This window comes from Paraglaciecola sp. (genome assembly GCF_030730205.1).
Taxonomy (GTDB): Bacteria; Pseudomonadota; Gammaproteobacteria; order Enterobacterales; family Alteromonadaceae; genus Paraglaciecola.
The window spans coordinates 25,870-35,277 of record NZ_JANQVQ010000256.1; the positions used below are offsets into that span (position 1 = coordinate 25,870).

General features: G+C 44.2%; 8 protein-coding genes. 3 read left to right on the forward strand and 5 right to left on the reverse strand.

Features of this window, described 5'->3' with window-relative positions; all coding sequences use genetic code 11:
• Positions 1 to 69: 69 nt before the first annotated feature.
• Positions 70 to 309 carry a DUF2892 domain-containing protein gene (locus NWQ57_RS16660; protein WP_306023294.1) on the reverse strand — a complete coding sequence of 80 codons (240 nt, stop codon included), beginning with the start codon at positions 307 to 309 and terminating at the stop codon, positions 70 to 72.
• A 312-nt stretch (positions 310 to 621) separates the two neighbouring features.
• Between NWQ57_RS16660 and NWQ57_RS16665 the strand changes: the two genes are divergently transcribed.
• The 3 genes from NWQ57_RS16665 to NWQ57_RS16675 are packed head-to-tail and all read left to right on the forward strand — an operon-like array spanning position 622 to position 3,743.
• Positions 622 to 1,317 carry a DUF1080 domain-containing protein gene (locus NWQ57_RS16665; protein WP_306023295.1) on the forward strand — a complete coding sequence of 232 codons (696 nt, stop codon included), beginning with the start codon at positions 622 to 624 and terminating at the stop codon, positions 1,315 to 1,317.
• A 10-nt stretch (positions 1,318 to 1,327) separates the two neighbouring features.
• On the forward strand, positions 1,328 to 3,010 hold the full coding sequence (locus NWQ57_RS16670) for a GMC family oxidoreductase (RefSeq protein ID WP_306023296.1): 1,683 nt from the start codon (positions 1,328 to 1,330) through the stop codon (positions 3,008 to 3,010).
• Position 3,011: 1 nt separating this feature from the next.
• Positions 3,012 to 3,743 (forward strand): gluconate 2-dehydrogenase subunit 3 family protein, encoded by a 732-nt coding sequence (locus tag NWQ57_RS16675; RefSeq protein WP_306023297.1) that lies wholly within the window; start codon positions 3,012 to 3,014, stop codon positions 3,741 to 3,743.
• A gap of 41 nt (positions 3,744 to 3,784) precedes the next feature.
• On the opposite strand, the gene nhaD is transcribed toward NWQ57_RS16675, so the two are convergent.
• From nhaD to NWQ57_RS16695, 4 genes are all read right to left on the reverse strand, one after another.
• Entirely contained in the window at positions 3,785 to 5,026 is a 1,242-nt protein-coding gene (gene nhaD, locus NWQ57_RS16680; protein WP_306023301.1) for a sodium:proton antiporter NhaD, read from the reverse strand.
• Positions 5,027 to 5,175: 149 nt separating this feature from the next.
• Positions 5,176 to 6,423 carry a polysaccharide lyase family 7 protein gene (locus NWQ57_RS16685; RefSeq protein ID WP_306023298.1) on the reverse strand — a complete coding sequence of 416 codons (1,248 nt, stop codon included), beginning with the start codon at positions 6,421 to 6,423 and terminating at the stop codon, positions 5,176 to 5,178.
• Positions 6,424 to 6,771: 348 nt separating this feature from the next.
• The gene (locus NWQ57_RS16690) at positions 6,772 to 8,061 is read right to left on the reverse strand and encodes a glycosyltransferase family 4 protein (protein WP_306023299.1); all 1,290 of its coding nucleotides are present in this window, start codon (positions 8,059 to 8,061) and stop codon (positions 6,772 to 6,774) included.
• Entirely contained in the window at positions 8,061 to 9,305 is a 1,245-nt protein-coding gene (locus NWQ57_RS16695) for a diguanylate cyclase (RefSeq protein ID WP_306023300.1), read from the reverse strand. Before NWQ57_RS16695 ends, NWQ57_RS16690 begins: the two co-directional genes overlap by 1 nt.
• Positions 9,306 to 9,408 lie beyond the last annotated feature (103 nt).

Consider the following 9,408-nt stretch of genomic DNA (forward strand, 5'->3'; position numbering starts at 1 on the left):
GCAGTGAGTCGTTAACGCTGCGCTTTTTTTTGCTAGTCGCAAAACGGTAATGTAACGCTATCAAGTAATTCAATGGCTGCGCGGATAGTATTGATATAAACCATGACCTGCGCCTGGATAGGTATCGATTCCTAAGGCCTTGTATAAAAAACACACACCAAAACTGGCAGACGCCCAAAACAAAATACCCATCACAAATAAGGTGATAGTGGCAGCCAAAGGCAGGGCTAACTCTGCTGCAATAGCTAAACAAATTACCGCAGCAATGCCACGAATAGCGGTGTCTAAAATACCAACGTTTTGTTTCATCATATTGTCCTCAAAAGTAAGTTCAAAGCGAGTATAGACTGGGTATAAAAAGGAATTTTGATCTAAGTCAAACTTATTTCTATGTGTGTAAAAAAAGGATAAATCAATTTTTTACGGCCATATTTTGCTGAGTATTTCGTGTTTTTACCTGTGAGAGAAAGACCAGTTTTAACCAGTTTGGCCTCTACTAACGTTTTTTCTGTTTACTGGTTTTAAGTTTATTTATTTTGGTTGCTTGCGTATTAGCTGCGGCTTTTGTTGGTAAGTCTTGCTAGCCTACTGTGTAACGAATTTTTAACAAATGAGGTAGATATGCAAGATTATTGTCGACAAGCTCTGGTCACTTTTAGTCTGTTATTCGTGTTGAGCGCATGCACAGCAACAACGCAAACAAACAAAAGCGAAACGCCATCTAATTGGCACGATCTTTTTGACGGTAGCAGCGTGGACAATTGGCGCACTTATCAACAAAGCGATATTGCCCCTGGTTGGAGAATTATCGGGGATGAACTGGTGTTAAGTGAGAAAAACGCTGGTGATATTATCAGCCGCACACAATACGCTGATTTTGAGTTACAGCTTGATTGGAATGTAGCCGAAGGCGGTAATAGTGGCATTTTTGTGCGCGCCGATGAAAGGGGTAAACATATCTATTCTCACGCCTTAGAAATCCAAATTTTGGATAATCAGCGTCACCCTGACAGTAAATTAGCGACCCGTCGTTCTGGTTCATTGTATGACTTACAAGCGTCTTCAGCCGCATCTCAGTTACCTGCAGAGCAATGGAACCATGTGCGCATTGTATTTAAAGGGACGCATCTGCAAGTGTGGCAAAATTCGGTGCAAACCGTGGATATACAAATTGGTTCACAGGCATGGCAGCAGGCATTGGCCCAGAGCAAATTTAAAGATTGGCCGAATTACGGGCTCAATACCCAAGGCTATATTGGTTTACAAGATCACGGTGACCGAGTTGCGTTTAAAAATATAAAAATTAAATCCTTATAAGGATGTAGCTATGACGAATAAATCAGGACACATCATTGTAATTGGCTCTGGAGCAGGCGGTGCGATGGCAGCCTATACCTTATGCAAAGCAGGCCATAAAGTTTTACTGCTTGAAGCGGGTCGTGATTATGACCCCAAATCAGAAACCCCCATGTTTAAGCGAAACTCAGAAGCGCCGTTGATGGGAGCAAGCACCCGTGACAAAGACTTTGGCTACTATGATGCCACGGTTGATGGTGGCTGGTCTGTGCCCGATGAGCCCTATACCACCGCTGAAGGCTCGGAATTTATGTGGTGGCGCGCGCGCATGTTGGGTGGTCGCACGAATCATTGGGGCCGTTTTTCACTGCGTTTTAGTCACCATGATTTTAAAGGTAAATCCCGTGATGGATTAGGTGCAGACTGGCCATTTGAGTATGAAGAACTCGCACCGTGGTATGATCTGACTGAAGAGTTGGTGGGAGTATGCGGCACCAATACGGGCTTAGATGACATGCCTGATTCTGGCGAGGGTATTTTACAAACGCCACCCCAGCCTCGTATTCCAGAACTGCTCTTGTCTGCGGCAGCAAAAAAATTGGGTATTGCCACCGCACCGATGCACCGAGCGGTGCTCACTCGGCCCAAAGACGACAGGGCCGCCTGCTTTTATGCAACACCCTGTGGCAATGGTTGCTCTATTGGCGCGGCATTTCAAACCACCACTTCCTTGATTCCAATGGCCAAGGCCACCGGCAATTTAACCATTATTACCAATGCCATGGTGAGAGAAATAAACGTCGATGATCAAGGGCTGGTCATGGGTGTCAGTTATGTGGACAAAATTAGCGGTAATACCAATCAGCTTGATGCCCGTATAGTGGTTCTTGCGGCAAGCGCCTGTGAATCGGCGCGCATCCTATTAAATTCTAAAAGTGCTCAACACCCTAATGGCTTGGCTAATTCAAGCGGCCAAGTGGGCCGTAACCTTATGGATTCAACTGGAGCATGGTTAGGGGCGTCTATTCCTGGCTTGAGAGGGCGGCCAATATACAACGAAGATGGGCATACGGCTAATCACCTGTTTATTCCATGGTGGGGCCACAAAATGCAAGAAAACGGGGCGTTAGATTTTCCTCGTGGTTATCATTTTGAAATTGGTAGCGGTTTTGGTGAGCCTGGCGCAGGCGTACCTGGCGATATTGATGGTTACGGAAAAATGGCAAAAGACGCCGTTAAATTAGAATATGGCGCCTACGTAGGTCTTGGTCTTAGAGGCGAGATGCTGCCAAATGAACACTGTTACATGGAAATTGACCACAAGGTTAAAGACAAATGGGGCATCCCTGTAGCAAAATTTCACTGGGCATGGTCTGAGCATGAGCTTAAGCAAGTCGAGCATGGTTTAAAAACGGCAAAGGCCATTTTAGAAACCATGGGAGCGAGTTTTAGTCAGCCCTTGCCCGATGCTAAAACCGCGATTTCAAAGGGGGGCGAAATAATTCATGAAGTAGGCAGTACTCGCATGGGGGATTCTCCCAGTGATTCGGTAACAAACCAGTGGGGCCAAACGTGGGATTGTGACAATGTATTTGTGATGGATGCGGGCGTTTTTGCATCAAATCCTCATAAAAACTGTACCTTGACCATCATGACGTTAGCCATGAGAAACGCGTCGTGGTTAGCGACTCAGTTAGATAAAGGAGTGTTATAAAATGGCTGATAAACCCCAATCACTGACATCTTACGTGCCGAGTTTAACCCGCCGTCAAACCCTAAAGTGGATTGGGGTATTATCTGCCACAGCGGCATTTCCTTTGCTCAGTAGCTGTGACAAGAAGACAAATATCAAGCACGCGCAGGCGGCGCATTGGCCTGATTTGACATTCGCTCCAGTGACAACGCCGGGTTATGGTAAAGATCCGAGTCTTATTGTACCTCCCACATCGCCGTGGCCCCTGTTGCTCAAAGAGGATGAGCTCAATGTAGTGGCCGTATTAGCAGATATTATTGTGCCCCGTGAACTCATGGTGCCTTCGGCAACTGAGGTTAAGGTACCTGAGGTCATTAATGAGTGGGTGAGTGCGCCCTATAGCAGGCAGCAGGAAGATAGACTGAGCATTATGTCGCTGCTGTCTTGGCTAAATACCGAAGCGCTGCAGCGCTCAAAGCAGGTATTTATTCAATTATCAGCACCTGAGCAAATGACAATCATTGACGATATTGCCTTTAAATCGGCACATTCGTCGCTAGAATTTGGCAAACCTGCCGTGGCGTTTGCTGCGTTTAGACGTTTAGTACTTGCGGCGTTTTTCTGTAGTCCACAAGGCAGTAAAGATTTAGGTTATCAAGGTAATGTGCCAATCAGCGGTGATTATCCGGGGCCCACCAAAGATGCTAAAGCCCACCTAGATACCCTGTTAACCCAACTGGGTTTGAGTCTGTAAACGCTAAATTAAATGGCGTGGTCAACACGCCATGTTATTGCTTAAATCACATAAGCGAGTGCCAGCACCATAGAAAAGCCCAAGGTATAGGAAAAGAGCAACAGTAAGCTGTATTTGGCATACCGCACAAAACTTAGGCCTTGTACTTTACTCATGGTGACAATACCGGCGGCTGAACCAATCACTAACAATGAGCCACCTACACCCACTGCATAGGTCAGGCTTAACCACGAGGTGAGTTCCATATCGATATTGGTTTTTAATAGCGCGGCAGTCAGCGGCACGTTATCAACTACCGACGATGTAATACCCATAATGTAATTAGCGTAAACAGGTGGCAAAAATTCGTATAACTTGACCAAAAAATCTAAGGCATGAATTTGCTCTAACATGCCCACCAGCAATAAAATTCCTAGGAAAAACAGTAGGGTATCAAACTCTATGTGGCGGATATATTCTAAAATAGGATCTTTATCATCGCTATCTTGAAACAAATGCGCGACTAAAAACATCACTGACAATCCGGATAAAAAGCTCAGAACCGGTGGAATGGCAAACAATACATTACCCACAATTGTGCTCACAATCGTGATTAAAAATATTGACGCTATCCAGTAATCGAGTTTGCGAATTTGACGGGGTTTATGTTTGATCCTGACTTTGCCATTCATGCCAATACTCAGCAAACTCGCCAAGACGATGACAGCAATGAAAGAGGGCAGTGATAGCCAAAATAAATTTAAGATGCTGACCTTATTGGCCAAAAATATCATCAAGGTTGTAACGTCACCGGTAATTAATGATACGCCACCTGAGTTGACCGCAAAAACCACTAATACGGCAAATCGCATGGTCTTATTAGGGGGTAAACTCAGTGACAAGACTAGCGTGATAGCCACTAATGTTGCTGTGATGTTGTCTGCTAAAGAGGAAAACAAAAAGCTAAATATGGCTGTAAAAAACAGCAGTTTTCTTTCACTGATGGATTCTGGCATTGCACGGTGCAATAAACTCTCAATAAACCCCTTTTTATTCAGATAGGCGACAAAGGTCATGGCAGCGACTAAAAACAGCCACAAGGAGGATATATCCGCTAAGTTTTCTCGTAAATGATGATTAATGAGATCTCGGTCAGCTTCGGTTTGGGCAAACACAAACAAACTTATCCAAGACAAAGTGCCAAAAAACAAAGTGACTTTGGCTTTGTTTATATGGGTGACTTCTTCAAATACGACACCGGCTAAGGCTAAGACAGCCAGGCCGATAAGGAAATAATTGAGCAACATAAAAACCATCAGAAAGGCATGTAAATTTGCGGGGCATTCTATGCCAAGTCTTTAAGAATACAACTAGTTTGAGGCTATAATCTACCGTTGTTTGGCATAAGCATTTCGTCATTAGCGCTTGCATTAACCAAAAGAATACAAGCAACCTATTGTTCAAATAGGCGCGTGTAATTCACACGAGAAAATACCACTTCACTTTGGGTGATATTAGCATCTTGATAAAATTGTGCCCAGTCAGCCGAGTTTTCAATATTACTCAAGGTGGCAGCATCTTGAGCTTGCAAATAATTACCAAACTTAAAGTAGGCGCCAGCACTATCGGCCACATTTTGACTAACTGATTGATCAAAAGCGGATACACTGACATAGCCAAAATTATTGATAATGCGCAAATCAAAATTATCGCCACTTTGGATGGTTCCTAGGGCGTGTTTCGTTTCGCCTGAACCGTCCTGTTTTGCTAAGCGGACATAAACATCAAATATGCCATTATTGGCGACACTGTCAATAAAGCCAGACTCCCTTGAATCGGCGATATATACTTTTACGAGTGTACCTGTGTCGCCACCATGATGTTGAGCAACGATGAGTTTAGCGCCCACCGATAACGTCGCGCTTACATTGGCGTAAAAGGTTTCATCAACCTCGGTCATTGCCACTCGTAAGTCTTTTTTAATCTTTAATTCGTGACGCCACCCTGAACCATTTGGCGAGACATACTGTGCTTTTAACGCATCAAAAACATAGTCATTGCCCACCAATGGATTGCCGCCTTCGTTGTCCCAAAGGCTCATGTCGATAGACGATTGAGTCGGAATATCGGGGTTTGAGTCAATCTGCGGGGCGAGGCTACCACAACCATTTATTTGCACTTCAACGATGCTATTTAACTCTGAGCTGCTGTTTCCTGACCCAGTTAGGCGTAAATATCGTGCTGAGCTATCGACTAATTCAACCCACTCAAAGGCCGCAACGGCGCCACTGGAGTGGGCGTCACTCAGTACGGATGTCCAGTCAAGGTTGTTAGTAGATGTATGTATAGCAAAGTGATACTGATGTAAATTGCCTTGATACCACTGAATATTTATATCCCGAATTGTAGACTCTTCACCTAAGTCAAAGGTGATGGTTTTACCTATTCCATTAGACGCCCATCGAGATGTATTGGTGGTGTCACCATCAATGGCGTTTAACGGTCCTTTGTTATCTAGCGAGCCTTCATCTGAGGCTGAAACAATGACGAGTGGGTTTGAGGTGCTGCATATTGTGGGTGCTGGTGTAAACGCGGGTGTTTCACTTTTAGTGGACTCGCCACTACTGCCGCAACCAATAAATAAGGTACTCAACAATAGGCTGAGGCCCACACGAATGTTAGGTAAAGAATGTTTTTGCATAGGGACTCGTTGACCGTCATATCTCTTTTACCTCTGTTCTGCTTTAGATAAAAGTTATATGTTTTGGTTATGCTTATTGGTATTACCAATATTGTTATTTTGGATTTTAATGGTTAACCAAATGTTGCGTGGTGTCAATGATTTTGTTGACCAAATGTTATGGGTAAAAAGTGTCGGCTTCTCTGTAGTAGGGTAAATAGTTGAATCGTTCATATGCTGCTCTTGAATAATCATGTGCGTACGGATTATGCTCTACGTCGCAGTGTAAGGGCGGCGCCATGTTTAATGAGGTACAAAACTCAGATCAATACGCGAGATGAATTAAGGTAGGCCAATTCAAGTCCCTCATTAACGAGGCTTGTTTTTTGCTTCTATCCACTGAGCCATATACTGAGTACTTTTGAATTGATGATGTTGTAGCATCTGACCAATAAAATTATGCCCTCGATGTTTATTCAAGTTGAGCAATAACTCATTGATACGTGCCAGCAAACTAGGGCTGATTTGCCGTTGATCAAAATGTTGTTCAAGCCAGCTAAAACCCAAACGTTGGCACGCTTGCCACCGTTTTTGATCTTGAAAAAGTGCCACTGCAGCCTCTGCAAATGCCCTGGCAGTTTTATCTTGTCGTGCCACATCAAAATCAATACTGGCGCCGGGCCACTGCAAACCAAGTGGATTGATTGTTTTTTGCGATGCGTGTCCCATACCTTCTGTGCCAATAGTGGTGGTGACGCTGGGTGTGCCGCACAGCATGGCTTCGCTTAATTTCCCTTTGATACCTGCACCAAAACGTAAGGGGGCTAAACAGACTTTGGCATGTTTCATAACCTGCTCTGCGTCTTGTGCCCAGCCCTTGATCAAAAATCCTTGTTTAATATTATGCAGTTGGGTGGCCTTCGGTGGCGGGTACGCGCCGTATACATGCAATTCTGCTTGGGGCAGGTTTTTTCGGATCAGCGGCCAAATGGTGTTTTTAAGCCACAACACAGCATCCCAATTAGGCTCGTGTCTAAAATTACCCATGCAGATAAAGTGTTGGCGTTGGTCGTAAGGCAATACATTTTCAGTGAGGTGACTCAAAGCCAGCATAAAAGGTAAATGTAATAGTAAGCGAGCAGGTACTTGATAATGTTCTTGCAACAACCGGTATTCAAAATCAGAGATAATTAAAGCCAAATCACAGCGAAAAATAGCCGCTACTTCGCGTTTAGCTAACTCACTGTTGAAATCAGTGGTGTTGAGTTCTCGCTCTTGTTTTAGGGCTTGATGACGAGCATTTCTCAGTGAGTGCAAGTCTTCGGTATCTAGTATACGCAGGGCATTCGGGCAGTGCTGTGCTACACGCCAACCAAATTGTTCTTCAAGCATAAAACGATCGAACAGGACGATATCGGGCTGTAATTGTTGAATGAATACATCAAAGCTACTGCAATTCAGAGCAATGGTGTGCTCGCTTATCCCCATGGCCGTGAGGTCTATTTTATGATCACCTTGCACAGCTGGACTTGCAAAGGTGATGTGCCAACCTGCCTGTTGAAATGTGTTAAGTAAACTCAACATGTGTTTACCGGCAGCTGACGAATTTGGCTCTGGCCATACATACCCTAATACTAAAACGTGAATCGGCTTATTCATTATTTGGATACCTTTACACAGTTTCGTCCGGCTTTTTTCGCGGCATACAGGGCAATATCTGCTTGTTTCATAACAGCGTTAAAATCACGGTAAAGTTTGGATTTTTGTGCCACGCCAAAACTGCTGGTAACGTTTACGATTTTATTTTTAGCGGCTATTTGAGGTTTACCACCGGGCTTTTTAGCAGGGCGTGGCTGAGAGCGTAATGCAATGTCGTAGTCCGCTATCAGGCAGCGGATCGCTTCAATATGTGGCAGAACTTGCTCGGGTGTTTTATTGGCAAACAATAGAACAAATTCTTCGCCACCAAAGCGAAAAGCCTGCCCACCGCCGCTCACCTTTGACAGTTTACTGGCAACGAGTTTGAGTACTTCATCACCCACATCGTGTCCATAGGTATCATTAAACTTTTTGAAATGATCAATATCAGACATTACCAATGTATATTTTCGGCCCAAGGTATCGACTTTTTGCATTAGCGCGCGCCGCGAAGGGATACCAGTCAGTTCATCCTTATATGCCATGAAAAAACTATCTCGAATAACCGCGTAAGCAATAATTACTGCCAAAGTACAGACCATTACTTGATTGAGTGTTTGCTCAGCAACAGCAAGTAACACTAAACAAGCTAGCCAACTTAACACCAAGATCACTTGGCTGTTAGTGAGACGTATCACTAACATGATACAAGCTATAGTAGCGCTGATTAAAATAAGCATCACGTCGCTAGGCGTATACCACTGATAAAAACGTGGCAACAAGGTAAACAACCAGCTTGTGCTGGGCATAACAACATATTGCTGCACCATAGGTGCTGCAGTGACCAGAGGCAATAGCCAGACTGCGACAAGCCCGGCACAGCCCAAAATCAAGAAGCTATAGATCAAATTACGCAACGAAAAGCCGCGGTCAATATCCAGCATTAACCAGCCCAACATCACAAGAATAAAACTACTTCTGGCGAAAATTAAACTGTCACTCGCCGGCCAGTGCGGCTCAATTGTTTGTAGGATAAAAAAGAGTACTAAGCTTAACCACACCAAACGGCTGCGTCCAAATTGCCATGCAATAAGGGCGGCAATACCAAGGCAAATAGCGGGTAGCCAAGGTAGGCGGGTAAATGTACTACTGATTAACTGAGGATATAAAAAAAATAGGGTGCATGAACTTGCTAAAAGGATAAGAGGTAAAAAGCCTAATGTAAAAAGACGAGATAAACCCTGCAGGACAGATGCAAACAACACGAATAACAACTCAACGGATTGAAAAGAGAGCGTATTGTAGGTGAAAGAGTAAAGCGAAGTCCAAAGTCAATTGCATTTAATCTGTCCCTCAGCGCATTTTTGC

Bases quoted from the DNA above. Each gene is read 5' to 3' on its own strand.
- NWQ57_RS16660 (WP_306023294.1), bottom strand. From the start codon at position 309: ATGAAACAAAACGTTGGTATTTTAGACACCGCTATTCGTGGCATTGCT.
- NWQ57_RS16665 (WP_306023295.1), top strand. From the start codon at position 622: ATGCAAGATTATTGTCGACAAGCTCTGGTCACTTTTAGTCTGTTATTC.
- NWQ57_RS16670 (WP_306023296.1), top strand. From the start codon at position 1,328: ATGACGAATAAATCAGGACACATCATTGTAATTGGCTCTGGAGCAGGC.
- NWQ57_RS16675 (WP_306023297.1), top strand. From the start codon at position 3,012: ATGGCTGATAAACCCCAATCACTGACATCTTACGTGCCGAGTTTAACC.
- NWQ57_RS16685 (WP_306023298.1), bottom strand. From the start codon at position 6,423: ATGCAAAAACATTCTTTACCTAACATTCGTGTGGGCCTCAGCCTATTG.
- NWQ57_RS16690 (WP_306023299.1), bottom strand. From the start codon at position 8,061: ATGAATAAGCCGATTCACGTTTTAGTATTAGGGTATGTATGGCCAGAG.